We start from the raw sequence: 23,530 nt of genomic DNA, 5'->3' as shown, positions 1-23,530 counted from the left end.
CGAGCGGCCATGTCTGTTTTATCGGCAGGTTCTCCGGATACGTGACAAAAAGACGCACCCTGGCCAGCAAAAACGGAGACTATCACTGTCTGATGGCAAATAAGCATCTCACTACATGCTTTTTATTATCTATTTTCATACGCTAATCCACGTGCTCTATGGCCCCATAGATGCAATCAATTAAGCACTCACGAAAACCTGCCTTGGGCTTAGTTGGGCCAGCACCTGTGTGGCCGTTCGGCCGGCTTGAAAAGACTTGGAAGATATATCGCGACTAGACGACTCGCATTTTTTCATCTGCTCCCTGGCGTAATGGCGCGTGGCGCCAGCGTCCCGAACCGGAGGCCAGACAGCAATAACGGTATCCGCAGCCCGGTCGGCTCGTCAGAGCGGTATACTCGTGGGCTATTTTTGAACATCGACACAAGGACTCGCCCATGAAAGCGTTCGGCAAAATCCTGGGGCTGTTTATTCTCGGGTTGTTGCTGATCATCGTGGCTCTCGGCTTCGCCCTGACCCACCTGTTTGATCCCAACGACTACAAAGACGAGATTCGCCAGCTGGCACGCGACAAGGCCAACGTCGAGCTGACGCTCAATGGCGATATCGGCTGGAGCCTGTTCCCCTGGCTCGGCCTGGAATTGCACGACGCCCATGTCGCCACCCTGACCGCTCCCGATCAGCCGTTCGCCGATGTGCAGATGCTCGGCCTGTCCGTTCGTGTTCTGCCACTGCTGCGTCGCCAGGTACAGATGAGCGACATTCGCGTCGAAGGCCTGAACCTGACCCTGCACCGTGATGAAAACGGTCATGGCAACTGGGAAGACATCGGCAAGCCAGCCGTGGCAAGCACTGAAACACCTGGCGAGACAACACCGGCCCCGGCTCCGGACGCGCCCAAAGCGGATCGCCCTGCCCAGCCGATCCGCCTGGATATCGACAGCCTGACCGTCAACAACGCCCGCGTGGATTACAGCGATGCCCGAAAAGGCCGGACCTTCATGGCCGAGAGCATTCAGTTGAGTACCGGGCCGATTCGTGAGGCGTCCGATATCCCGATCAAACTGACGGCGTTCCTGAGCACCAACCAGCCCGTCGTGCGCGCCAAGACCGAGCTGGTCGGCGAATTGCGCATGGACCGCGTGCTCAAGCGTTATCAATTCGAAGACATGCGCCTGTCCGGTGAAGTCGCCGGCGAGCCGCTGCAAGGCAAGACCGTGACCTTCTCGGCGCAGGGCCAGTTGCTCGTCGACCTGGCTGCCAATATCGCCGAATGGAACAGCCTCAAAGTATCGGCCAACCAGTTGCGTGCACTCGGCGAACTGCGTGCCCGCGATCTGGACAAAACACCGCAGATCAGCGGCGGCCTGTCCATTGCCCAGCTCGATCTGCGCGCGTTCTTCGAAAACATCGGCCAGCCGCTGCCAGCCATGTCCGAGGGCGCGCTGAGCAAGGTTGAAATGGTCACGCGTCTGGCAGGTACGCCTACCAGCCTTGCGCTGGAAAACCTCAACCTGAAAGTCGACGACAGCAGCTTCACGGGGCGCATCGCGGTGGACGACTTCGCCAAACAGGCGCTGCGTGTCCAGCTCAAGGGCGATACCTTCGACGCCGACCGCTATCGTCCGGCTGAAAGCGAAGAAAGCAAAGGTGCCAAGGCCGCGCGCAAATCCGAGGTGCAGTCCGGTGAAGCCGCCGCCGCTGCGGGCGACTCGCCGCTGCCCGAACAACCGACCAAGGCCGCCTGGAGCACTGCAAAACTGCTGCCGCTGGAGCGCTTGCGTACGCTGGATGTCGAGGCTGACCTGAGCTTCGGCAAACTGACCCTGAACAAACTGCCCATCGACAACGCAGCGTTCAAGACCCAGGCCAACGGTGGCGTTATCAAAGTCGATACGCTGAGTGGCGACCTGTACAACGGCAATTTCGAGGTCAAGGGCAATCTGGACGCGCGTCCGGACACGCCTGTGGCCACGGTGCAGACGCGCATTGCCAAAGTGCCGGTCGAACGCGTTCTGGAAAGCCAGGGGCAGACGCCGCCAGTGCGCGGCCTGCTGACCCTCGACAGCAACCTGACTGGCACAGGCAACAGCGAAAAAGCCCTGATCGACAGCCTGAACGGCACCGCCAGCTTTGCGCTCAATAACGGCGTACTGGTCAATGCCAACCTGGAGCAGCAGCTGTGCAAGGGTATTTCGATCCTCAACCGCAAGACGCTCAGCGGCGAACCGCGTGCCAAGGACACCCCTTTCCAGCAGCTCAACGGCAATCTGGTGATACGCAATGGCGTCGCCAGCAACCCGGACCTCAAGGTCCGCACGCCTGGCATGGCCGTCAACGGTAACGGCGACGTCGACCTGCGCGTGCTGGGCATGAACTACCGCGTCGGCATCATCGTTGAAGGCGACAAGAGCGACATGCCGGACCCGGCCTGCGAGGTCAACCCGCGCTTTGTCGGCATCGAGTGGCCGGTGCAGTGCCGTGGCCCGCTGGAACTGGGTGCCAAGGCCTGCCGTCTGGACAAGGAAGGCGTCGGCCAGATCGCTGCGAAACTGGCGGGCGACCGGATCAGCGAGAAGCTTGAGGACAAGCTGAACGACAAACTCGGTGACAAGGTCAGCCCCGAGCTCAAGGACGCCCTCAAGGGCCTGTTCAAACGCTAGGGCAAGGTGGACTGCTCAGGAGCGCCTTCGCGGCGCTCCGTTGGCGCACCCTTTCATATCCCGAATCACATCTCGACGAGAGCCCTCCAGGCCATGCAACCCGAACAATTCTCCAGCGCCGTGCTGGACTGGTACGACCGTCATGGCCGACATGACCTGCCCTGGCAACAAGACATCACGCCGTACCGGGTCTGGGTATCGGAAATCATGCTGCAGCAGACTCAGGTCAGCACCGTTCTGAGCTACTTCGACCGCTTCATGGAGGCCCTGCCGACCGTGCAGGCGCTGGCCGAAGCGCCTGAGGATGAAGTGCTGCACCTGTGGACCGGGCTGGGTTACTACACCCGCGCCCGGAACCTGCAGAAAACGGCAAAAATCGTCGTCGCCGAGCATGGCGGCGAGTTTCCCCGTGATGTCGAAAAGCTCATTCTGCTGCCCGGCATCGGCCTGTCCACCGCAGGCGCAATCGCCAGCCTGAGCATGGGCATTCGCGCGCCGATCCTCGATGGCAACGTCAAACGCGTGCTGGCGCGCTTCACCGCGCAAGAGGGCTACCCCGGCGAGCCGAAGGTGGCCAAGCAGCTGTGGGCCACCGCTGAACGCTTCACGCCGCACAGCCGGGTCAACAACTACACCCAGGCGATGATGGACCTGGGGGCGACACTCTGCACCCGCAGCAAACCCAGCTGCCTGCTCTGCCCGCTGGAGCGCAGTTGTGAGGCGCACATGCTGGGCCTGGAAACGCGCTACCCGATCCCCAAGCCGCGCAAGACCGTGCCGCAGAAACGCACGCTCATGCCGATGCTCGCCAACGAAGACGGCGCGATCCTGCTTTATCGCCGCCCTTCCAGTGGCTTGTGGGGTGGCCTGTGGAGCCTGCCGGAACTGGACGACTTCGATGACCTTCAGCACCTGGCCACGCAACACGCGCTGCAACTGGGCGAGCACCATGAACTGCCGGGACTTATCCACACCTTCAGCCACTTCCAGTTGAGCATCGAACCCTGGCTGGTCAAGGTCCGCGAGTCCGCCGATCACGTGGCCGAGGCCGACTGGCTCTGGTATAACCTCGCCACCCCGCCACGCCTGGGCCTTGCCGCCCCGGTGAAAAAGCTGCTCAAACGCGCAGCCGACGTATTGAACGCAGGAGAGTCGTCATGACCCGCACCGTAATGTGCCGCAAATACAAAGAAGAACTGCCCGGCCTGGAACGCGCCCCATATCCGGGAGCCAAGGGCGAAGACATCTTCAACCACGTCTCGCAGAAAGCCTGGGCCGACTGGCAGAAACACCAGACCCTGCTGATCAACGAGCGTCGCCTGAACATGATGAACGCCGAGGACCGCAAATTCCTCCAGACCGAGATGGACAAGTTTCTCTCCGGCGAAGAATACGCCCAGGCCGAAGGCTACGTTCCCCCCGAAAAATAAAGCGTTTCACGCAGTGAAGGTCGTAAGCGTCGGTAATAATTCAAATTTTTTAAAAAACACGCTTGACGACCTCCTGAAAAACACGTCTAATGCGCCCCGTTGCCCAGATAGCTCAGTCGGTAGAGCAGGGGATTGAAAATCCCCGTGTCGGCGGTTCGATTCCGTCTCTGGGCACCACCTTCCGTTTTCAGGTGATGCCAAGCACACCTGAAAGCACACAAAAAGCCCGCCTCGTGCGGGCTTTTTGTTGTCTGGGCCTAACCCTCATCGTATGCCCAAAGTTCGGCACACAACCCGTCCAGTGACAAGCTCGACCACCGAACGATGCCAATCATTCAGCACGTAGCTAAATTGCTGAGCAGCGGCTGATACCTATGGTCGTTGGGGGCTATGCTCGCTGAAGCAGGCATCGTCTATCCAGCCCTGAAAGTCTGCTGACGCGCGAGCGCTCGAAACTTTGCGTACAACGTTTTCGCTTGCTCGCATTTTGCACTGCATGACAGAGTGCACACATGCACTCCCGAAGGGGAAGCCAAGTCATCTGGCGCGCTAAGGGTATCGGCAAGCCAACGAACCGGCGGGTGTGAACTGCAATAGACAACGCAGCTGGCTTGCTCGGCTGGACCATGGCACACGGAGGTGAAGTTGATACCACTATGGGATCATCAGGGGGTAATTCCGCCGATCAACGAGCGGAATCCGACATCTTTTGAGCGAGCGCCCTATCCGACAGACGTAAAGCGGTTGATTGATCGCTTCTCGACTACCTTAGAAAGATGCGAGGTGCTTGAGGGCTTCCTGTCTCATCGATCTGAAATCCATCGCATGGGTATCGTTTCGGGCATTCAGTGGCTTAACGGCAGCTTCATGGAGAACGTGGAGATGCTGGAGGGCCGTCCGCCCAATGATATGGATGTTGTGACATTCGCCGATGTGTCAGCCGCCATTCAGCAATCATTGACCGCTGATGATGTTCAAAAGCTGACAGACACAGAATGGATCAAGACATCGTATAGAGTCGATTTTTATATAAATCTGCTCTCTGACCCACCCGAAACACTCATTGAGCTTGCGGCGTACTGGTACAGTATGTGGTCGCACAGAAGATCTCAGCAATGGAAAGGATTTCTGAGCGTGAAACTCGATCCATTGCATGACCAAGCTGCGGCCGACCTTTTGGGGATTCGAAAGCGGGAGCTCCAGAATGAATAGAACTGAATTCACTCACGCACAGGCAGAAATCGGTTTCCTGGACCGCATCGCGCAGAAGCCAGGTCTGAGCAACCTTTCACGCCTTTCGCTGCAAGCCAGGAAGAATCAGGTAGGCGCAAGTCTTCGAGAGCCTGGCCGCGGCGCATTCTCACCCGCTAAAGCAGTGGTTACTTACCGCGGAACTCCAGTCAGAGGAGTACACGGTATAGGTGCTGAGTTCGGGGCCGCGGTAACCACAAAATTTTCCGATGTGGTATCGGCTATTGCAGCCTCTATAAGCGGCGTTCTGAATGACTTTGGGCCAATCCCAAACAAAGCTCAAAACCAGATACTGATCACAGGGACGGCACTGGGCTCATTTGGTTTTGAATTTGAGGAAGCGCCAAGTGGTGACCCTCAGCTCACGCTGGAGGGGACTACGCCCGTCTCGCAAGCTTTCGAGCTGGTTGCAGAACTTCTTGAAGCATCCACCAAGGGTGATGAGGAGTTGTCAGAGCCAGCGTCGAGGCTTGGTACAAGGGCTATTGCCACGGTCTCAGAGTATCTGGACAAGCTAATAGCCTATGAAGCCTACTGCTCCGTAACAACCAGAGACCACGTATTTTCCTTTACCAGCGTCGATCAGGTTCGCATTAGCAGATCGCGCCTGAGCGTGGAAAACATCACTGAAACCGATATCGAGTTCAGTGGCGAATTTCTTGGCGCCTTTCCTGCCGAACGTCGTTTCGAGTTCAAAACCCAGGAAGGCACAATTATCCACGGACGGATTGCTGCCGCAATCGAGAACCCGGCAATAATTAACACCCGGCTAAATCAGACATTCACTATTGGCGTGAGCGCGAGAACAGTGGGAAATGGCAGGCCGAGATACACAATTTCCAAACTTCCTTGGTAAATACTGGCCCAGCCTGCAGCTGGGCTTTTCATTTCTCCCTCCCTGATCCGATCCTTGAATATCGACATGCCGAGGTCATGTACAGTCAATCTGCGAAGAAAGGTATCAACCAGAATCGCTTCCAGATAGCGCTCGGCCACAGGTGCGAAACGATGCTTCGACCGCCTCAAGACCAGCCATCCAGAGCCCTGCCACCTCCATCCCATTGAACTAATTTTCCCTGCCCACCCTCGAAGCCATACATTTGCTTCCACAAGGAAAATTCCGTGCTCAAGTTAACTGCCTCCGCCCTCATCCTCGCCGCCACTCTGGGTCTGGCTGCCTGCGACAGCAAATCCGAACAGAAGGCACAGGACGCTCAGGCGCATCAGGAGAAATCCCAGGAGAAGATGGAGTCTGCTCAGGACAAAGTGAACGAAGCGGCCAAAGAGAACACCGAAGCGGCCAAGGACAAAGCCGAGTCCAAGGAAGCGGCTGCCGAAGAGTCGAAGACCTTCGTGCCGACCTCCGAAGTGACCAATACCATTCAGCCTGAAAAAAAGTAAAACAGTGAAAACTCTTCACAAAGTTTTCACAGCGGCCGCGTCATTGTAGAGCTGCTCCCAAGTGTGAATCCTTAAGCCCGCTCCCCCATCGCGGGCTTTTCTTTGCCCGGAATTTGACGGGCAAAGCCCTTTTCGAACAGATTCGATCCCCATTCCCGACGCGCCGTTCTCGTTAAAAAAATCGCACAATATCTGACGCCAAAAAATCACTTGATTTATTTATAGGATTATTGCACTCATGCATTAACGCCACAGGTTCTGGTGTCGATAGCCTCATCACAGTAAGTCCGCAAACACACCTAGGGGCACGTTATGTTCGGAAATAAGAACAAAGCTGAGCTGACGGCCATGAAGGCCCAGGTAGATGGACTCAAAGGACTGACAAGCGCGCTGGAAAAATCGATGGCGGTGGTCGAGCTGGGTCTCGACGGCAAGATCCTCCGGGCCAACGATAACTTCCTCGCGGCGATGGGCTATCGGGCTGAAGAGCTGGCGACCAAGACACATCGTGACTTCTGCGAGCCGGAAATGCTCCGCAGCCGCGAGTATGCTGATCTCTGGGCATCCTTGAAGGCCGGGAAATTTATCTCGGGCACCTTCAAACGCGTCGGCAAGAATGGCCACAGCGTCTGGCTCGAAGCCAGCTACAACCCGGTGACGGATGCGCAGGGCAACGTCGTCAAGGTGGTCAAGTACGCCCTGGACGTCACCACACGCGTGATGCTGGAGAACGAAACCAGCAGCAAGCTCGCCGCTGTCGACCGGGCGATGGCTATCTGCGAATTCGAACCCAACGGCAATGTGATAACCGCCAACAACAACTTCCTGAACGTCATGGGCTATGCGCTGGCCGAAATCAAGGGTAAACACCATCGCTCGTTCTGCGAGCCGACACTGGTCAACAGTCCGGAATACACCGAGTTCTGGCGCAAGCTGAACCACGGCGAGTTCATCGGCGACCAGTTCAAACGTATCGGCAAACAGGGTCGGGTTGTCTGGCTGGAAGCGACCTATAACCCGGTTTTCGATGTCGACGGCAAACTCTACAAAATCGTCAAGTTCGCCAGCGACATTACCCAGCGCGTCGAAAAACAGGAAGCTGACGCGCACGGTGCGTCGCGCGCTTATCACATCTCGGCAGAAACCGAGAAAGTGGCCGAGCAGGGAACCCTGGTCATTCAGGAAACCGCGCGGGAAATGCGTCAGATCTCCGAAAACATCGGTGCATCGGCGAAACTGGTGAGTCAGCTGGGCGATCGCTCCGAGCAGATCACCGCCATCGTCAACACCATTCGCGGCATTGCCGATCAGACCAACCTGCTGGCGCTCAACGCAGCCATCGAAGCGGCACGCGCGGGCGATCAGGGCCGTGGGTTTGCCGTGGTGGCCGACGAAGTCAGGCAACTGGCGGGACGTACCAGTGGCTCGACCACCGAGATTGCCGAAATGATTGGCAAGATCCTCGCCGAAACACGCGAAGCCGTGGCTAGCATGGACGCCACGCAGGAAGGAGCCATTCGTGGTGTGACACTGGCCGATCAGGCCGGCCAGGTGATCGTGCAGATCCGCGATGGCGCAAGCGATGCAGTCGAGGCCGTCAACATGTTCGCCACACGCATGGACGAAGCTGAAGCGTTTGCAAAACCGGGCAAGCGGTGACGCTTCGGTAGCACCGCGCCAATCAAGAACCCGCGCGCTGCGGGTTTTTTATTGACCGCTGATTACTGCACAAACCTTGGTTATCAGGCCCGTCTGCGCTTCAATAGCGCCCATTGCACCCCACGCCAGCCAAAGGACCGCTCATGGCCTCGCCAGACAAGCAGCAAAAACGTGCCAAGCGCGCAAAGATCAAGGCCAAGCAGAACCGCTCGGGCAAGGCTGCAACCAGCCTGGTTCATCCAGTATTCGCCTCGGCGCTGGTCAACCAGCCGTTCGACGACGTTGAACTCGACCTCAATACCTTCGACTTCAGCGACATTGTCGAGAACGGTTTTGACCCGGCCGACTACGACGACCTGTTCACGGCTATGAAGCAAGCCGAGGCCATCAGCCAGCTCGCGCTGTGCGTCGTCTTCCTGCAGTACCCGGTGCTGGCACTGGTGATTTCCGAAGAGGACGAAGACCCGGCCACGGACTTCATGATGGGCCTGCTTATCGTGTACCGCGCCATGTACCACGATGAAGACGAAGACAGCGCGATCGAGTGGATCGAAAGCCCTGCCTTCCAGAAGGATTACACCCTGGCGTCCGGCCTGCTGATGAAGAGAGAGACCAGAGCCGCACGCTGATTGAGGATCGTGCCAATGCGCGGCATTGGCACGAGGGTCATGCGCCCAAGGGCGCGATCAACCCAGCGCAGCAGCGCCCACGCGACCGTCCTTGCGACGACGCGATACGATCAGGCCAGCGCCGATCACCAACAGGCTGAGTACGCCGGTGGCGATGATTTCGAGGCGATGCTCTTCCTGCAGCAGCATGATGGTCAGCACCGCGACGATGAACGCGATCACTGCCCAGGTCAGCCATGGGAACAGCCACATCTTGAAGTCGATGGCCTCGCCCGCAGCAATGCGCTTCTGGCGCATACGCAGCTGCGACACCGCGATCACCAGATAAACCAGCAGTGCGATGGCACCGGAGCTGGCGAGCAGGAAATCAAACACGGCCGCCGGCGCGATGTAGTTGGCGAACACGGTCAGGAAAGCCGCCGCAGTCGACATGATCACCGCCCAGTGAGGCGTACCGCCCTTGCTGGTGCGCTTGGACACGGCCGGCGCATCGCCGCGCTTGCCCAGCGAGAACAACATGCGCGAAGCGGTGTACAGGGCCGAGTTCAGGCAGCTGGTCACGGCGACCAGGACCACCAGGTCGACGATCAGCTTGGCGTTCGGAATGCCCATTGCATCGAGCACGGTCTGATACGAACCCACCTCGGCCAGGCGCGGATCGTTCCACGGCACCAGCGACACCACGATGAAGATCGAAACCAGATAGAACAGGAAGATCCGCCAGATCACCGAATTGGTGGCCTTGGTGATCTGCTTGCCAGGGTTCTTGGACTCGGCCGCGGCGATGGTCACAATCTCGGTGCCCATGAACGAGAACATGGTGGTCAGCATTGCTGCCAGCACCGCGCCCATACCGTTTGGCAGGAAGCCGCCGGTATCGAACAGGTGGCTGACACCGCTGACGTTGCTGGTGGGCAGCAGACCGAAGATCGCCGCAACACCCAGCACCACAAACGCGATGATTGCCACGACCTTGATCAGCGCGAACCAGAACTCGAATTCACCGTAGTTCTTCACACTGAACAGGTTGGTTGCCGTCAGCACCAGTGTGATGACCAGCGTGAACACCCAGATCGCGATATTGGGGAACCAGGCATGCAGAATGGTTGCAGCGGCGTTGGCTTCCAGTGGAATCACCAGCACCCAGAACCACCAGTACAACCAGCCGATGGTGAAACCGGCCCAGTGACCGATAGCGCGGTCGGCATAGGTTGAAAACGAACCGGTATCCGGCGAGGCAACGGCCATTTCGGCCAGCATGCGCATCACCAGCACCACCAGCGTACCCGCCGCGGCATACGCCAGCAGCACGGCAGGACCGGCTTCGGCAATCGCGTGGCCGGAGCCGACGAACAACCCGGCGCCAATCACGCCAGCAATCGACAGCATCGTAATGTGTCGAGGTTTCAGCCCTTGTTCGAGCTCGGAAGAGTTAGCGGTACTGCTCATAAAACCACCTGTGCAAGACGAGCGAGGCACACCGGAGCGTTACGTAAAAAGAAACCTACGGTGCCGTTCTTTATATTTGACGCAAGAATTGCGCCAAAATATTTCGAAAACGACGTCGCTTAGAGAATACGAGGCCTGTGGCTTGACGCGTGAAGCCTGCAGCACGATGGCTTTTCTGCGCCGTCTGTAGGATTTGTTACCAAACGCCTCAGATTCGTCTACATGCACGCACCAAAAATGCCCCAAACCTTCCTCAAAGCGCAAACATGGTGCAGAAATCAGACCGCCGCTCAGCAAATGCTACTTCCAACGCCCGGCCAAAGCTGGCAACATCGCGCCTTTTTCGCGCACGCCCCTGTTTTACAGGGCATCGTGCTTGCCTTCTTGCGACCGTCCGCTGCCCATATGAGACAACCCGTCGAGTGCCTCCACGCTGGACACAATACGTCGATGGTTGTCCTTTAAACGCTGTGCTAGCTTGGCGTTCGCTGGCAGCCAGCGCGCACACTTCAACGAGGACCCCACATGGCCGAGGCCACGCCCGCCCTGGAAATCCGCAACCTGCACAAGCGCTACGATCAGCTTGAGGTGCTCAAAGGTATCTCGCTGACGGCTCGCGACGGCGACGTCATATCGATCCTCGGCTCGTCCGGTTCCGGCAAGTCCACATTGCTGCGCTGCATCAACCTGCTGGAAAACCCGCATCAGGGCCAGATTCTGGTGGCCGGCGAAGAATTGAAGCTCAAGGCAGCGCGCAATGGCGACCTGATTGCTGCCGATAACCGGCAGATCAATCGTCTGCGCAGCCAGATCGGCTTTGTGTTCCAGAATTTCAACCTGTGGCCGCACATGAGCGTGCTCGATAACATCATCGAAGCCCCGCGTCGCGTCCTCGGTCAGAGCAAGGCCGAGGCCATTGCGGTGGCTGAAGAGCTGCTGGCCAAGGTAGGTATCGCCGACAAGCGCCATGCCTACCCTGCGCAACTTTCCGGCGGGCAGCAGCAACGCGCCGCCATTGCGCGTACGCTGGCCATGCAACCACGGGTTATCCTGTTCGACGAGCCGACCTCGGCCCTCGACCCGGAGATGGTTCAGGAAGTACTCGGCGTCATCCGCGCACTGGCCGAAGAAGGCCGGACCATGCTGCTGGTAACCCACGAAATGAATTTTGCACGTCAGGTATCAAGTGAAGTGGTGTTTTTGCATCAGGGAATGGTCGAAGAACAGGGCACACCGCAGCAAGTATTCGAAAACCCGCTGTCGGCAAGGTGCAAACAATTCATGTCGAGTCACCGCTAACGGAGCAACACCCATGCAATCGTACAAAAAGATCTTGCTGATCGCAGCGGCCACCCTTGCCTTCAGCGGCAGTGCCTTTGCTGAAACCATGAAAATGGGCATCGAAGGGGCCTACCCGCCGTTCAACAACAAGGACGCGAGTGGCCAGGTGGTGGGCTTTGACTATGAAATCGGCCAGGCCCTGTGCGCCAGGATGAAAGTCGAGTGCGAAGCGGTGACGTCAGACTGGGACGGCATCATCCCGGCGTTGATGGCCAACAAGTTCGACTTCCTGATCTCGTCGCTGTCGATCACCGAAGAGCGCAAGCAGGTGGTCGATTTCACCAATCCGTATTACTCGAACAAGCTGCAATTCATCGCGCCGAAAACCTCCTCGATCGACGTATCGAGCATGGAAAAAGCCAAAGAGAGCCTTGCCGGCAAGTCAGTGGGTGCACAGCGCTCGACGCTGGCCGCCACCTGGCTGGAAGACAAGCTCGGGATCATGGACGCCAAACTCTATGACACTCAGGAAAACGCCTTCCTCGACCTCTCCTCCGGTCGCGTCGACGCCATGCTGGCCGACAAATACGTCAGCTTCGAGTGGCTGAAAAGCGAAGCGGGTCAGAACTTCGAGTTCAAGGGCGAGCCTGTCGTGGAAGACGACAAGATCGGCATCGCCGTGCGCAAGGGTGACGACGCCCTGCGCGAGCGCCTGAACGCGGCCCTGAAAGAAATCATCGCTGACGGCACCTACAAGAAGATCAACGACAAGTATTTCCCTTTCAGCATCCTCTGATTCACCTGACCGCGTCGCCGCCGCTTGCTTTCGAAGCGCGGCGACCGGCCCTGACAAAGCCTGCCCATGAACATTGATCTCCACGGATTCGGCCCGGCCCTTGCGGCTGGCGCGCTGATGACGGTCCAGCTTGCTCTCTCGGCCCTGTGCCTGGGGCTGGTGCTCGGACTGCTCGGCGCCTTGGCCAAGACCTCGCCCTACAAGCCGCTGCAATGGCTGGGCAGTACCTACTCGACCCTGGTACGCGGCATTCCCGAACTGCTTTGGGTGTTGCTGATTTACTTCGGCACCGTCAACGGTATGCGCGCCCTGGGCAAACTGTTCGACATTCCCGACCTGGCCCTCAGCGCCTTTGCTGCCGGGGTCATCGCCCTGGGCATTTGCTTCGGTGCCTACGCGACCGAAGTGTTTCGCGGCGCGATTCTGGCCATCCCCAAAGGCCACCGCGAAGCCGGGCTCGCGCTGGGCATGTCACGCTCGCGCATCCTTTTCAAACTGGTCCTGCCGCAGATGTGGCGCATCGCCCTGCCCGGCCTGGGCAACCTGTTCATGATTCTGATGAAAGACACCGCGCTGGTCTCGGTGATCGGCCTGGAAGAAATCATGCGCCACGCGCAGATCGCCGTGGGCTTCACCAAGCAAGCGTTCACCTTCTACATGGTCGCGGCCTTCATGTACCTGGGCCTGACCGTGCTGGCCATGGCCGGCATGTACTTCCTTGAAAAGCGCGCCAGTCGCGGCTTTCTGAGGAGCGCGTCATGAACTGGGAAGTCATCATCAAGTGGCTGCCACGCCTGGCACAGGGCGCAACCCTGACCCTGGAACTGGTGGCGATTGCCGTCATCGCCGGGCTGATCCTTGCCATCCCGATGGGCATCGCCCGCGCATCGCGCCACTGGCCGGTGCGCGCCCTGCCCTACGCCTACATCTTTTTCTTCCGCGGCACACCGCTGCTGGTGCAACTGTTTCTGGTCTATTACGGGCTGGCGCAGTTCGAGTCGGTGCGCCAGAGTGCGTTGTGGCCGTACCTGCGCGACCCGTTCTGGTGTGCCGTGGTGACCATGACCCTGCACACCGCCGCCTACATCGCCGAAATCCTGCGCGGCGCCATGCAGGCGGTGCCGCCAGGTGAAGTCGAAGCGGCACGGGCACTGGGCATGTCGAAATGGAAGGCGCTCTTCTATATCGTCCTGCCACGCGCGGCACGCATCGGCCTGCCGGCCTACAGCAATGAAGTGATCCTGATGCTCAAGGCCAGTGCGCTGGCCAGCACCGTCACCCTGCTGGAACTGACCGGCATGGCACGCACGATCATCGCCCGCACCTACCTGCCGGTGGAAATCTTCTTCGCCGCCGGCATGTTCTACCTGGTCATGACCTTCGTGCTGGTGCAGGGCTTCCGGCTGCTGGAAAAACTATTGCGTGTAGACGCAAGCCAAGGGCGCTGATATGAAAGGTGCTGGCGTCGATCCAGTCAGCACCTTGCCATACGAGTCCGCCACCATGCCCTCTGAACCTCGCTTGCAGGATGAACACCTCGGCAGCCACTTCGGTGCGCTGGACAGCTTCCTGTTCGCGCATCAGGCCTTGTGGCGGCCCAAGCCGTTCACGCACCTCTCCCTGCCTTGGGAAGACAAATACCCGGACCTCGCGCTCTGGCTGCGGCAACGCACGCTGGAACAGGCCGAGGCCGCGCACAATCACCCGGAACACCTCGATGCGCCCTTCCCGTTCAAGCAACTGGCCGCCGAAGCCGTCGCGCTGAGCCACGTCGCCGAACTGCCCGTGCACGCCCAGCAGCCAGTCGAGGCGCGCATGAGCGTCGATGTGCCAGGGCGCAAGTGGCAGCAGATCGAAGCTTTTGCCAGCCATCTGGACATGCGTGACAGCGCGACTCACTGGCTGGACTGGTGCGCTGGCAAAGGCCACCTGGGGCGCCGCCTGACCGGGCCCGGCCAGCGTCTGACCTGCCTGGAGCGCGACCCGGCGCTGATCGAAGCAGGCCTGGCCTTGAGCGCGCGGCAAGGCCTCGACGCCAGACATGCGCAGCAGGATGTCATGGCCGACGACACGTGGCGCTACCTGCAACCCGAACATACGCCTGTGGCACTGCATGCCTGCGGCGACCTGCACATTCAGTTGATGGAGCTGGCCAGCCAGACGGGCTGTCGGCGTATGGCGATTGCGCCGTGCTGCTACAACCGTACCCGGCACGACCTTTATCAGGCGCTGTCCAGCGAGGGCAAGGCGTCCGGCCTGAAGCTGTCGCGAGACGAGCTCGGCCTGCCGCTCAGTGAAACCGTGACAGCGGGCGCGCGCGTACGTCGTCAACGCGACATCTCGATGGCCCGCCGCCTGGGCTTCGACCTGCTGCAGCGCCGCCTGCGCGGCATCGATGACTACTTGCCCACACCCTCGCTGCCGACGTCATGGCTGGATGCACCCTACGCGGACTACTGCAACCATCTGGCAAAACTCAAGCATCTGCCTGCACCGGGCCAGCAGGACTGGGCTGCGCTGGAAGCCGCTGGCTGGAAAAGACTGGCCGAAGTGCGCAACCTGGAACTGGTCCGCGATCTGTTTCGGCGTCCGCTGGAGATGTGGCTGGTGCTGGACAGGGCGATTTACGTGCGCGAGCAGGGTTACAGCGTGAGCGTTGGCACTTTCTGTGACAGCCGGATTACACCGCGCAACCTGCTGATTCTGGCCCGAAAATCGTGACTGAAATCGGTTGAGCAACCTGTGGATAAGTCTGTTGATGAAAATGTGGATGAATGCGTTAAAGCTTGGCGCGCCAGTTACTGAAGCCCCTTATTTTTTTCCGCCATCCTTCCCGTAACCCGCAAAAACAATGCCTTGCGGCTCAATGCACCCGACTGCACATAATTACCCGGCTGCGCAAATCTTTATCGGCAAATTGTGCATAAAGATTTGGTAAAGGCTCTGGCGCAAGCGTTTTGCGCGGCTCAATCGTGCACACGCAGACGCCTGTGCACGAGCTGTCGGGCGCAAGATTTCAGACCTCTTCGACACACTCCAGCGAGCGCTCGACCATGACCTTGGCCATTTCCAGCATGTGCATGGAAGCGAACGCCAGATCGCGTTGCGAACCGGTCAGCTCATCGCCGAGTTCGTGAGCGGTGGCCGATGCGCAGCGCAGGAAATCCAGCGCGTGCACCAGGGTGGCTTCCAGGCTGATGAAGTCGAACTTGCTGTCGTGGGGTTCCTTGGCCGGTCGGGAGATTGGCAGGTAACACTCCATGGCGCGCTTGACCACAGCCTTGTCGAAGACCGGTGCGGCGCTGGACGGTTTGTTGGGCGGATCGGGGGTTACTTTGACCATGCTTAGCTCTCTCCTCAATGGAACTGCCACTGGGTCGCGACTAAACGATTGAGGTGGCAGCTGTGCGAAAGGTTAGTCGACCGGGAGCTAAGACCGGCGCACCCGAAGGTGCCCTCACGCACAGCCGCCATAGAGTGCAGGAAGAAGACCTGAACAAAACAGCGACGCGATACGCCTTAACTCAAATCCGGGCGACTAAACCCGATCGCTGATAGGCAGCGACGGGCGGAGAGTAGAAGCCCAGACAGAGGGGCGCAAGCGGTCGGGGATTCTCTCGGAAATGTCCTTCAAAAGAAAGAGACGGTGCCTGCAAAAACGCGCCTGAAAGCGTTGCAAAAGGTGAGTTCACAGTACGACGCTTTGATTCTGGCCGAAGGCCGTAGGAGCGAACTTGTTCGCGAAGACTGAATACGCAGCGCCGCATTCCTGTCATGACCCACTACTAAAACTGATCATCCTTCAACCGCGCAAACGGCACACTGCGGTTCTGCAGCTTGCGCAACGTCAGCTTGTAGGCACTGGACTTGATCTGACTGCCCATCGGCGTCTCCTCCAGCAAAATCCGCCCCGACGCAAAGGCACAGCCCGTACTCATCATCTTGTACTTGAGCAGGTACAGCCCCGGGTCCATCTTGGCGAACACAAACACCGCCCCGGCCGGCACAAACGCATGCCGAAACGCCCGGCGCCCCACCGCATCCGTAACCTTGGCATACACCGCCGACTCGCCCGCCGAGTTATCCACAGTGATCTGCGACCAGCCGTTGTCCTTGAGCACCGGCATGTCCTTCACATAGCCCGCCTTGTCCGGCCACGGCGCGCCCATCGGATCAAGCGCCGGCACGCCACACTCGGACGCCGCAGCATCTGCAGGCTTCGCCAGGCTCGCTACAGGTTCCTCGACCGGCGCGGCAGGCGCGGGCTTGACCCACGTCTGCGCAACCGGCGCAGGCTCCGACGGCACAAACGACTTGCCTGCACCCGGTTCGTAGCCCATCCACGCCCCACCCGCGCAGAACACCACAAACAACAGCGCCCAACGCCACGCACTGCGACGACGCCTGTCACGGGAAGGGGATGCAGAAGCGTAGGAAGAGGACTTGGGCGCCGGTCCCGAACGAGCCGCCTGAGACGGCGCAGCAGCAGTCGCTGCAGAAGTGGCGGCATACACATGCACCGCCTGCCCACGCGCTGCATGCGCCTGCTTGCGGCGCGCAGCGTCCATACGCACCTTGTGCTCGTTGGCAGCGAGCTGCGCATCATAAGCCGCACGCCGCGAAGGGTCAGCCAGCACATCGTGAGACGCGTTGACGACGCCCATCATGTCCGAGGCGTAAGGATCTGGATTCCTGTCCGGGTGCAGCTTCTGCGCCAGCTTGCGATAAGCCTTCTTGATCTGCTCAGGAGAGGCATCGCGAGCAACACTCAGCAGCTCGTAATGCGTAGGCGTTCTCTGCATTGCACTTGCTGTCCATGGCTGACTGCCATTTTCGATACAGTTGTATCGGCCAAAAAGCCGGTAGCTCCAGTGCAAATCCGACGCAACAGCAACCAGCGCACAAGAAAATGCCCGAATCCAGAGGATCCGGGCATTTCTTGATACATCGATGAAGCCTTCGTCGGCATCCAGACGCACATTCATGCGATTCAGACAGCCATCCTCAGCCCCACCCTGCGCAAAGCCGACAGGCCAGGCGCATTTGCAAATATCCTTCAACAACTCTTCAGCGAATGACCAGCCTGCGGCAAACAACACCCCAAACCCGGTTACGATCCATCGCATTACTCATCAGATAGTCCTTTATCTGCATGGCTGAAAAGCTAACGACCCGTGCTGCTGACTCAGTAGCCTGGGCCGTTGAGAACAAGCCTATGCAAAGCCCTCCTGCCCCGCAACTGCCCAAAAATGGCGGGGTCGGATGGGTGCCTGTTCACACGCCAAATCGCCATCAACGCTGGACGCATTGGTTTGCGCGACCAGGTTAAAAATCCAGCGTTCTGTCAGGCACAAGCTGTGCGCACCAAAGGCAAAATCAACCCCCGAATTCAACGCCATCCGCCCTACCACGCAGACCAATCCGTCCAAACCAACAGAAACGTCCTGCACCACCACCCGCCCGCATCCGACCCGAAGCGCCAACGGTCGATTTTTTCAACTGAATCAGACAGCTAGGCTTTACAAGCGCATCAGACTCTATATACTCGCAGCCCATTACGCCGGTATAGCTCAGTTGGTAGAGCAACTGACTTGTAATCAGTAGGTCCCGGGTTCGACTCCTGGTGCCGGCACCATATAAGGTTTCAAAGGTAGTTTTTGCAGCCTTTGAAATCTCCGAAAACCCCGCCTTTTGGCGGGTTTTTTCGTTTTGGGTGCTTAGTCAGTTGAACTTCAATCGTCAAATTCGCGGTGATCAGCTAGGCCACGCGGGCCCATCCAAGCAAGACTGCAAAGCCGCCGCCCTTAGATGGACCTCAATTAAAAATCTAAAGCCAATGCGAACTGTCTGTGGAAAACCACAGATTCCACTGGTAGATAATCTCATCCACAGCCGCAAAATTCCCGAAACCCGAAAGAGCCCCGAATTATCCACAGGCTTAGAAAAGATCGGGTAAATCGCTGTCGCCGAGAGTACCCCAGGTAGCCGGAACCTTTTAGGCTAGGCCACACGGTGGTGATTCTCACACAGTGCGGTTAGCGTCCTGCGGCTCGTACGGTCACGTCGACGTTATGGTGTCCCCACTGCGGCAACTCATCCCCCTTTCGTAGCTGCCCTGCAGCAAACTATCCGCTTGGCCATTCCCGTGCGCCGAGCTGCGCCCGTCTCTTTCTCGCGGAGAGAGGCGATCGCTCCAACCGCTGCTGCAGCCCAACTCCTACAAGGCTTTGCGGCATTCCCCATCGTGACAATCGGCGTGACAAACACCGAAGTCACCATCAAAAGCGATGCAGATGATGGTCCCACAGCTCAAGGAATGGACTGCACCTGACTGACAGTCAGACATGCCCCCGGTAATCGCATCACCGCCTTCACCCGACTCAGGATCTTGCGGCACTAGTCTCATCAGCCAGTGCAGCCTGCACGCCCACTTCTTAGGAGGTGCTCAGGAGCCAAAATCAAGCTAATCTAGATTTTTTACGTTTTCGTGGCCGAACCAGTCCTTCGCTTTTTCAACAACTGCGTCAGATGGCGAGTGATAAAATAAAGCCAAATTTGATTTTGCACGGGTACAGCATACGTAGAGAATTTTACGCGTCCTATTCACCACACTTTCTTTATCCATACGATCAGTAAATAAATAATCAAAGTTATATGAATTCCACCGCCCATTGTTCAGAACAACCAGAACATCAGGAAATTCTCGACCTTTGGTTTTATGCTGAGTAGAGAACGGCGTAAACCCTTCAAGATATTCAAATAATTTCTGAAATTGAGAGAATGGAAGCGCGGCCACTTGGTTATAAATATAACGCTTCGAATCTATAAATGATTGAAGTCGATCGTCAACCCTAACAAGGCCACTTACATTTGCCTCATCGATAACTTGCTGCACTGTTTTATCATCGACTTTAGATAAATTGAAAATTCTCTCCTTCAGCGTGACTTTATCACTCTTAGATGTGACCGCATGTTCAGTTACGCGAAGAAACTCATTAAAACTTCCATCCAAGTAAAGCTGGACATTTTTTTGTATTTTAAATAAGTGTTTTATCAGGTCATCCCTATTGCCACCACCACGCCCCAGCTCACTTCGATCAGATTTTTGATCGTCTATAAGCTGATCCTTGTTAATATATAAAGAAGCCAGCTCACTATATGGGAAATCCAGCGCTCGATCATATATAGCTTGGTGTTCTGCAATATATATAGCCATGCCTTCTGTCGGATCAACGTCTTTTAAGGACTTTCCAGTTTTTCTATACTTCAATTCGGCCAATACTTCTCCGAACGTTTTTCCATCAGAGTTAAACGCAGGCTCCTTTTTCTTAATATAACTTTTGATCTTACGAACATATTCCAAGATCTTATCGCCATCATAAATCCTCATCAATTCACTAAACCCTGCTTTGGCAGCGATAAGGTTATGAGTGAGATTGAGTTCCTTAGCACCTGATAACTCGGAAAAGTCCCAAGCCAAGTATTTTTTTACAGCATTAACGTCATCATTGGAGGAATATAGAAATTGTATATGACCATCTTTTACACCACCTTCACTGGTCATATTGGGAGCATTTAAATCTTTGGAAGGAATTTGGAAAAGTCCATCACTCCTAAGTTTGTTTGCCAAATCGATTACATTTTTTGGATTTCTTCTATTTTCTTCTTTCTTTATTTCTCTAACCTGCCCAACCTTCTCACCTTTGTAAGCATCTAAATCACCAATACCCTCATCATAAATTGCCTGCATTGCATCGCCAAAAAAACCAATAACATTTGGATCACCAACCCTAGTCAACTGCGTAAGAAGTATATCTACAACTTCCGCCTGAGTATCTTGATACTCATCCACCATGATATATGGATAACAATCTTTCAGTATCCGGCAAAGCTTGTCGTATCTTCTAAACATCTCGTTAGCAAGTAAAATAACTTCATCGTGTGAAACTACCCCCTCTCTAAGTTTTACATACTCTTTATACCTAACATCTCCTTCAATAGTATCTAATTTTTCTGGCTCGCCATTGCCATCTAAAACTTTAAACCTCGATATTTCCTCATCATTAATCAGCGCTAACAAAACCTCCTTTAGTTCTACTTGAAAATGCTTGATTACTCCCCAGAGAAAGTCATGGATCGTAGAAACGTGCAGATTTGGATGGCTGGCTCTGCCCTCAATCTCCCGCACCGCGGCGTTGGTGTAGGTAACACAAGCTACACGTGCCAAAGGCTTGAGAGTAACCAGATTCGTTATAACCTCTACCAAAGAGTAAGTTTTACCACTTCCAGCACCACCACTCAGTAAAAAACTCTTACCCTCGTCGATAGTATCAAGAATCTTTTTCGACTCGTCACTAACCTCCTCTAACGTCTTCATTTGCGCAGCCATTCCAGGCCCTCTTGGATATAGTGAGGAGTTTTCCAATTAGAAAAGTCAGATTTCTTATCAGGTACACTATTAAGCAGGATTTCAATCGCTAACGAAGGCTTTTTGACAACTGCTTTCTCTGCAAACTCAAATGCATCACACTCGCCATTTATATATTTATTGAACCACTTAGGCGTTAGAGATGGAAATTTTTCAGAGTCAGTTCCAAGTAGTGTTTTGTTTAGCGAAAAGAATGCATCTTCGAAGCTTCTTCCATGATAGCCATCGTCTTTGGTCTGATATGCTAGAAAAATACAGCCATCGACATCGACCTTCCATTCGCCTCCGACTTTAGATAAAGCCTTACCTTCAATATTAAGGGAGGTAAAGTAGCCCAAATCCTCTCTGACCTTGCCATGATAAAATACTAACGATCCATTAGCTGTATGGTCTGCCGCCGGGTCATCAGGACGACATTTTATAGTCTCTATTTTCTGCGTACCTTTTTTGTATAGCTGGGGAGTAACTCCATCCGGTTCAAAAAGCAACTGTTTAATTCCGCTATCTATATCAGTCAAAATTAAAGCTTTAATACCAATAAAATGGATAAACTTTTCAAAAATTTGAGCATGTGCTCCTACCTCCACAATTGAAATATTCTGTGAAAGTAGAGGTGTAGCGCCCGCATCAGGAATCTCTTGGTCAAACTTCCTCATCATTGCTGGTAGAAGAATCTTCTCAGTATCACCTTCAATAAGTATTGCTTTATCAGCAAAAAATAGCTCGGCTCGGTTCAATGTAAGATATTGCTTAAGGAATCTGTAGTGTAGTTCAGCCTGGGCATTGTCATCCACATCATCGGACGAATACTCCGACTTGAGCGCCTTAAGATTTTTCGCGTCCACACTGTTAGCAAGAGGTGACTTCCTCAAATACTTGATGTCGTCGAAATCACACTCTGCCACTATATGAGATGAGTGAGTGCTGATAATCGTTTGAAGATGAATTTCCATTCCATCCTCTCTCACCCTGCTTTCTTTCAACAGGGACTTTATATTTTTTATAAACGTATATTGCATTTGAGGATGCGTATGCGCTTCCGGCTCCTCAATAAAAAGTAAATTAATTGCAGCAGGATTTTCTTTACTAGATCTCCGAAAAGAAGTCATCAGCATCTCTATTTCAAAAATCATGCTGATTAGATTCATATAGCCAAGCCCATTAAAGTGCTCTGGAAGATCATGAGTATCGTGGGTATACATCACAGTTGTATTTCCATCCAACAGCTCTCGATGCTGCAGGGTGGATGCAATCTTAATATGCGTCTCAGACAATCTAGATCCGCCAAACTTTGCAACTTTCCCCAATAACCCAGAAAACATATCCTGATATATTTCGCTCAGTTCCTTATCCGTCGAACGCAGTTGCTTCTTAAAGCCCTCAACAGCCTCTTGCTGCTCTTGGTTCTCAGATGTCTTTTTATATATGATTGCAGTCTGAGAAGAGAGTGTTCTATCACTATCTTTATTCGTAACACTCCGCTTCGCACCGATAGATCTAAATGAAATAACATCAGCCAAACTAATATTTTCCTTAGTCAAGTCTGTGAACACATCCGGATCACTATAGGAAAAACTTTTCTTCCTAACTTGATCAAAGTAGATATGCTGATTTTCCTTAAGAAACAAACTCGAATCGCTGTCATACTTTTCTTTTACATCATTGTAATCATTCCGCATCGCCGTTAACTGCGGATAGCTAACCTGATATTCAAATCCAAGTACTATATGGTTATCATCAGGATCCAGGCTCATTATCAACTGGCTTACTGGCGATAAATTATCGAGATCATCGTACTCAATATATAACTTCAACGTTATACCCAAGGGGGTATAATCACTCTCTGGACCTATCAGTTCAGCCCCGCTCATCAATTTAATTAATGCTGCTTTCAAATCGACGTTGAAATCGTCAAAAACTATTTTATGCTTTTCAGAAGAATTTATAAACTTCTCTAATGCAGAGAGCAGCGAAGTCTTTCCGCTATTATTTTTACCCAATACCAGAGAAAGATTGCTCTCGAGATCAAGAGAGAATTTCTTCAGTAAGCGAAAATTATTTACTTCAATCCTTACTACCTTCATAAACCTATCCTTGTATTAAAATAAATTGCCCTGCAATTAGATACCAGACACATCTACACCCTGATATAAAATAGTCAGTTAACTATCAACAAAATTAAGACTATTGATGTGTAAGAGGCTGATATTAATGAGCTTAATCGCTTAAGCGGATTATTTGCATCCATGCTAATCAAGCCTCACCGTTGCCAAGGGTTACATGACCCAAGGAGCTGGCCACTTGCCAGACAGTAGCTAAATCTTGGCCTATCTTGCAAGCAGCTAGTAAAGGCGCAGATGGCATCACGCTCTTCGAATGAGGAAAATTTTCTAGATATCAAGATGAATTTAGAAGTAAAAGCTTAAAAATTAAATAAAAACAATGACTTAGATTTATATTTGACTTTTGATGCTACGCCAAATAAAAGAGGAGCTCGCGGCGATGCAGGTGCTTTTTTCTTCAAATTTAATAGCGACCTATGC

19 protein-coding genes and 2 tRNA genes are annotated in these 23,530 nt (G+C 55.0%); 15 read left to right on the top strand and 6 right to left on the bottom strand.

Annotated features, from left to right (window positions below; translation table 11 throughout):
• The first annotated feature begins 437 nt into the window (after positions 1-437).
• From KBY08_RS21480 to KBY08_RS21440, 9 genes are all read left to right on the top strand, one after another.
• Positions 438-2,663: an AsmA family protein gene (locus KBY08_RS21480; protein WP_004407303.1), complete on the top strand. Its 2,226-nt coding sequence runs from the start codon at positions 438-440 to the stop codon at positions 2,661-2,663.
• Between the two features lie 93 nt (positions 2,664-2,756).
• The gene (mutY, locus tag KBY08_RS21475; RefSeq protein ID WP_011269294.1) at positions 2,757-3,824 is read left to right on the top strand and encodes an A/G-specific adenine glycosylase; all 1,068 of its coding nucleotides are present in this window, start codon (positions 2,757-2,759) and stop codon (positions 3,822-3,824) included.
• Positions 3,821-4,093, top strand: coding sequence for an oxidative damage protection protein (locus KBY08_RS21470; protein ID WP_002555777.1), 273 nt, complete (start codon positions 3,821-3,823; stop codon positions 4,091-4,093). The genes mutY and KBY08_RS21470 overlap by 4 nt, the downstream gene beginning before the upstream one ends.
• 101 nt (positions 4,094-4,194) lie before the next feature.
• Positions 4,195-4,270 (top strand) — tRNA-Phe (locus KBY08_RS21465).
• Positions 4,271-4,732: 462 nt separating this feature from the next.
• Positions 4,733-5,305: a DUF6932 family protein gene (locus tag KBY08_RS21460; RefSeq protein ID WP_223886377.1), complete on the top strand. Its 573-nt coding sequence runs from the start codon at positions 4,733-4,735 to the stop codon at positions 5,303-5,305.
• Positions 5,298-6,200, top strand: coding sequence for a hypothetical protein (locus KBY08_RS21455; RefSeq protein WP_024640511.1), 903 nt, complete (start codon positions 5,298-5,300; stop codon positions 6,198-6,200). Before KBY08_RS21460 ends, KBY08_RS21455 begins: the two co-directional genes overlap by 8 nt.
• Positions 6,201-6,466: 266 nt before the next feature.
• Entirely contained in the window at positions 6,467-6,745 is a 279-nt protein-coding gene (locus KBY08_RS21450) for a lipoprotein (RefSeq protein WP_003318312.1), read from the top strand.
• 312 nt (positions 6,746-7,057) lie between these two features.
• Entirely contained in the window at positions 7,058-8,404 is a 1,347-nt protein-coding gene (locus KBY08_RS21445) for a methyl-accepting chemotaxis protein (protein WP_011269298.1), read from the top strand.
• A gap of 143 nt (positions 8,405-8,547) precedes the next feature.
• A complete protein-coding gene (locus tag KBY08_RS21440) occupies positions 8,548-9,033 on the top strand; it encodes a hypothetical protein (protein WP_004407280.1) in 486 nt (161 codons plus the stop codon).
• Between the two features lie 57 nt (positions 9,034-9,090).
• Here KBY08_RS21440 and gabP read toward each other — a convergent pair whose 3' ends face one another.
• A complete protein-coding gene (gene gabP / locus KBY08_RS21435; protein ID WP_024660725.1) occupies positions 9,091-10,482 on the bottom strand; it encodes a GABA permease in 1,392 nt (463 codons plus the stop codon).
• 525 nt (positions 10,483-11,007) lie between these two features.
• On the opposite strand from gabP, the gene KBY08_RS21430 reads away from it, so the two are divergent.
• The 5 genes from KBY08_RS21430 (at position 11,008) to KBY08_RS21410 (ending at position 15,280) form a co-directional block, all read left to right on the top strand.
• Positions 11,008-11,781, top strand: coding sequence for an ABC transporter ATP-binding protein (locus tag KBY08_RS21430; protein ID WP_004407276.1), 774 nt, complete (start codon positions 11,008-11,010; stop codon positions 11,779-11,781).
• Between the two features lie 13 nt (positions 11,782-11,794).
• Complete coding sequence (locus KBY08_RS21425; RefSeq protein WP_111522573.1) at positions 11,795-12,559, top strand: ABC transporter substrate-binding protein; 765 nt, start codon at positions 11,795-11,797, stop codon at positions 12,557-12,559.
• A 66-nt stretch (positions 12,560-12,625) separates the two neighbouring features.
• Positions 12,626-13,321, top strand: coding sequence for an ABC transporter permease (locus KBY08_RS21420; RefSeq protein ID WP_003342249.1), 696 nt, complete (start codon positions 12,626-12,628; stop codon positions 13,319-13,321).
• Complete coding sequence (locus KBY08_RS21415) at positions 13,318-14,007, top strand: ABC transporter permease (protein WP_003318320.1); 690 nt, start codon at positions 13,318-13,320, stop codon at positions 14,005-14,007. Before KBY08_RS21420 ends, KBY08_RS21415 begins: the two co-directional genes overlap by 4 nt.
• Before the next feature lies 1 nt (position 14,008).
• Positions 14,009-15,280, top strand: a complete 1,272-nt coding sequence (locus KBY08_RS21410) for a methyltransferase (RefSeq protein ID WP_111522574.1) — start codon at positions 14,009-14,011, stop codon at positions 15,278-15,280.
• A gap of 295 nt (positions 15,281-15,575) precedes the next feature.
• Here the strand turns inward: KBY08_RS21410 and KBY08_RS21405 are convergent, their stop codons facing one another.
• From KBY08_RS21405 to KBY08_RS21395, 3 genes are all read right to left on the bottom strand, one after another.
• Positions 15,576-15,902, bottom strand: coding sequence for a DUF6124 family protein (locus KBY08_RS21405; protein ID WP_003434742.1), 327 nt, complete (start codon positions 15,900-15,902; stop codon positions 15,576-15,578).
• 442 nt (positions 15,903-16,344) lie between these two features.
• Positions 16,345-17,361, bottom strand: coding sequence for a J domain-containing protein (locus tag KBY08_RS21400; RefSeq protein ID WP_024642329.1), 1,017 nt, complete (start codon positions 17,359-17,361; stop codon positions 16,345-16,347).
• A gap of 411 nt (positions 17,362-17,772) precedes the next feature.
• The gene (locus tag KBY08_RS21395; RefSeq protein ID WP_111522592.1) at positions 17,773-17,958 is read right to left on the bottom strand and encodes a hypothetical protein; all 186 of its coding nucleotides are present in this window, start codon (positions 17,956-17,958) and stop codon (positions 17,773-17,775) included.
• Between the two features lie 160 nt (positions 17,959-18,118).
• Here KBY08_RS21395 and KBY08_RS21390 point away from each other — a divergent pair.
• Positions 18,119-18,194, top strand: a tRNA-Thr gene (locus KBY08_RS21390).
• A gap of 828 nt (positions 18,195-19,022) precedes the next feature.
• Here KBY08_RS21390 and KBY08_RS21385 read toward each other — a convergent pair.
• Together KBY08_RS21385 and KBY08_RS21380 are read right to left on the bottom strand one after the other, a co-directional pair.
• A complete protein-coding gene (locus tag KBY08_RS21385) occupies positions 19,023-20,948 on the bottom strand; it encodes an ATP-dependent helicase (RefSeq protein ID WP_111522575.1) in 1,926 nt (641 codons plus the stop codon).
• A complete protein-coding gene (locus tag KBY08_RS21380) occupies positions 20,933-23,071 on the bottom strand; it encodes an ATP-dependent nuclease (RefSeq protein WP_058823371.1) in 2,139 nt (712 codons plus the stop codon). The genes KBY08_RS21385 and KBY08_RS21380 overlap by 16 nt, the downstream gene beginning before the upstream one ends.
• Positions 23,072-23,530 lie beyond the last annotated feature (459 nt).

The sequence above is a fragment of the Pseudomonas sp. P135 genome (assembly GCF_020312125.1).
Lineage (GTDB): Bacteria > Pseudomonadota > Gammaproteobacteria > Pseudomonadales > Pseudomonadaceae > Aquipseudomonas > Aquipseudomonas fragariae.
The sequence above is the reverse complement of the archived record's forward strand: the minus strand, read 5'-3'. Positions and strand labels throughout refer to the sequence as shown.

Excerpts from the sequence above, each read along its gene's own strand:
- mutY (WP_011269294.1), top strand. The coding sequence starts at position 2,757 with ATGCAACCCGAACAATTCTCCAGCGCCGTGCTGGACTGGTACGACCGT.
- KBY08_RS21410 (WP_111522574.1), top strand. The coding sequence starts at position 14,009 with ATGAAAGGTGCTGGCGTCGATCCAGTCAGCACCTTGCCATACGAGTCC.
- KBY08_RS21415 (WP_003318320.1), top strand. The coding sequence starts at position 13,318 with ATGAACTGGGAAGTCATCATCAAGTGGCTGCCACGCCTGGCACAGGGC.
- KBY08_RS21480 (WP_004407303.1), top strand. The coding sequence starts at position 438 with ATGAAAGCGTTCGGCAAAATCCTGGGGCTGTTTATTCTCGGGTTGTTG.
- KBY08_RS21425 (WP_111522573.1), top strand. The coding sequence starts at position 11,795 with ATGCAATCGTACAAAAAGATCTTGCTGATCGCAGCGGCCACCCTTGCC.
- KBY08_RS21440 (WP_004407280.1), top strand. The coding sequence starts at position 8,548 with ATGGCCTCGCCAGACAAGCAGCAAAAACGTGCCAAGCGCGCAAAGATC.
- KBY08_RS21380 (WP_058823371.1), bottom strand. The coding sequence starts at position 23,071 with ATGAAGGTAGTAAGGATTGAAGTAAATAATTTTCGCTTACTGAAGAAA.
- gabP (WP_024660725.1), bottom strand. The coding sequence starts at position 10,482 with ATGAGCAGTACCGCTAACTCTTCCGAGCTCGAACAAGGGCTGAAACCT.
- KBY08_RS21385 (WP_111522575.1), bottom strand. The coding sequence starts at position 20,948 with ATGGCTGCGCAAATGAAGACGTTAGAGGAGGTTAGTGACGAGTCGAAA.
- KBY08_RS21395 (WP_111522592.1), bottom strand. The coding sequence starts at position 17,958 with ATGGCGTTGAATTCGGGGGTTGATTTTGCCTTTGGTGCGCACAGCTTG.
- KBY08_RS21400 (WP_024642329.1), bottom strand. The coding sequence starts at position 17,361 with ATGCAGAGAACGCCTACGCATTACGAGCTGCTGAGTGTTGCTCGCGAT.
- KBY08_RS21420 (WP_003342249.1), top strand. The coding sequence starts at position 12,626 with ATGAACATTGATCTCCACGGATTCGGCCCGGCCCTTGCGGCTGGCGCG.
- KBY08_RS21405 (WP_003434742.1), bottom strand. The coding sequence starts at position 15,902 with ATGGTCAAAGTAACCCCCGATCCGCCCAACAAACCGTCCAGCGCCGCA.
- KBY08_RS21430 (WP_004407276.1), top strand. The coding sequence starts at position 11,008 with ATGGCCGAGGCCACGCCCGCCCTGGAAATCCGCAACCTGCACAAGCGC.
- KBY08_RS21445 (WP_011269298.1), top strand. The coding sequence starts at position 7,058 with ATGTTCGGAAATAAGAACAAAGCTGAGCTGACGGCCATGAAGGCCCAG.
- KBY08_RS21470 (WP_002555777.1), top strand. The coding sequence starts at position 3,821 with ATGACCCGCACCGTAATGTGCCGCAAATACAAAGAAGAACTGCCCGGC.
- KBY08_RS21455 (WP_024640511.1), top strand. The coding sequence starts at position 5,298 with ATGAATAGAACTGAATTCACTCACGCACAGGCAGAAATCGGTTTCCTG.